General features: G+C 61.3%; 2 protein-coding genes. Both read right to left on the bottom strand.

What is annotated here, in order from left to right; genetic code table 11:
• The coding region (locus ABYA88_RS16300) for an arginine deiminase family protein (RefSeq protein WP_373188432.1) at window positions 1-774 on the bottom strand (774 nt) is incomplete at its 3' end.
• A 24-nt stretch (window positions 775-798) separates the two neighbouring features.
• The coding region (locus ABYA88_RS16295; protein WP_373188431.1) for a YfcC family protein at window positions 799-1,898 on the bottom strand (1,100 nt) is incomplete at its 5' end.

Genomic DNA, 1,898 nt, shown 5'->3' with positions numbered 1-1,898 from the left:
GATCCGGTCAGCGGTGCCGCTGTCGAACAGGGCCTTGGCCAACTGGCCGATTGCCTGGGGGGAGGAGCGCTCGCCCATGCCCACCAGTACCGCACCATTGCCTACCGGCATGATGTCGCCACCCTCCAGCGTAGCCAGGGCGTGATCCTTGAGTGGGTCGCCCCAGTGAACGTTGACCTTGCCGGCGAATGCCGGGTGGTACTGGTAGATGGCGCTCATCAGCAGTGTTTCTGGCTTACGGGCAGCCCAGTACATGGGGTTGAGGGTGACGCCGCCGTAGATCCACGCGCTGTTGTCGCGGGTGAAGAGAAAGTTCGGCAGTGGCGGCAGCACAAATCCGTAAGGTCCCAGATGGTTACCAAACAGGCCGGAGGGATCGAACGGCAAGTCGCCCACTTCCAGCCCGCCGATCAGGTATTCCGCCAGAGTGCGGCCCGGGAGTTCGTCCATCCAGGCCCGCAGATCGGAGACCATGCCGACGCCAATGTGATTCCAGGTGATCCGGTGGTCCAGAATCCAGGCCCGGGCCTGTGGAATATCCAGGGTTTCAGCCAGCAGTTCGTTGACGTCCAGCACCTCTACCCCGCGCGCGCGCATCAGCCCGGCGAAAACATCGTGGTCCTTCTGCGCCTGTTTGACCCAGAACACATCGTCAAACAGCAGCGCATCGCAGTTGGAGGGCGTCAGTCGCCGATGGGCAAGACCCGGCCGGCAAACGATCACCTGCCGCAGGGTGCCGGTTTCGGAATGGACGCCCAGGGTGTGCTCAGTCATGTCGCAACCTCATTTGCCAGAGAATCAGATAAAAGCACCGATACTGATTATCACTGTGATGAACACAGTCAGGATCAGCAGCAAGGGCCAGATAAACGCCAGCCAGCGGTCATAGGAGACCCGGCCTATGGCCAGACCACCGACTACCACGGCGAAGGTGGGGTTGATCAGATTGACCAGGCCGTTGGCTGACTGATAAGCGGTGACCACCAGGTCGCGCCCTACGTTGGCAAAGTCCGCCAGCGGCGCCAGGATGGGCATCGACAGCACCGCAAGGCCGGATGAAGAGGGCACGAAGAAACTCATGCCCACCTCGATCCAGAACATCAGGTTGATGAAAGCCAGCTCCGGCAGCCCGCCCAGGGTGGTTTCGGCGCTGTGCAGGATGGTATCGGCAATCATGCCCTGCTCCATGATGACAACGATGCCCCGGGCAAGGCCGACCACCAGGGCCACACCGAGCAGGTCGCGGGCGCCGTCGACAAAGCTGCTGGTCAGTCTTTTCTCGCCCAGCCGGGTAATGATGCCGATCACGATGGCCGCGCCGAAGAAGAGCGCGCCCATCCGGGCCATCCACCAGCCCTGGGACGCCACGCCCCAGATCATGACGACAAAGGTCAGCGCAAAAATGATCAGCGCCACCCTCTGGATACCGGTGAGCTCGAAGTTATCCAGTTCGTCCTGGCCCTGAAGGAACAGTTTGCGGTGCGCGTCTCGTTGCTTGGCGACGACCGAGCGCGATGGATCGGCCTTGACCCGCCGTGCGTAACGCATTACGTATGCCGCACAGATGAGCAGGCCCCCCACAAGCAGTACGAGGCGCAAGATGATGCCGTCGGTAAAGGGGATGTCGGCGGCGTTGGAGGCGATTACAGTAGCAAAGGGATTGATGGTTGAGCCCAGCACGCCAATTCCCGCACCGATCAGAATGACCGCGACGCCGGTTACAGCGTCATACCCCGCCGAAATGATGACCGGAATCAGAATGGCATAGAAGGCCAGGGTTTCTTCCGCCATACCATAGGTCGTGCCGCCCAGCGCGAATAGCGTCATCAGGATCGGAATCATCCATATCTCCCGGCCCTCCATTCGGTGCATCGCGCTGCGTATGCCGGTGTCGATCG

It is taken from the genome of Halopseudomonas sp., from assembly GCF_041579695.1.
GTDB lineage: Bacteria > Pseudomonadota > Gammaproteobacteria > Pseudomonadales > Pseudomonadaceae > Halopseudomonas.
The sequence above is the reverse complement of the archived record's forward strand: the minus strand, read 5'-3'. Positions and strand labels throughout refer to the sequence as shown.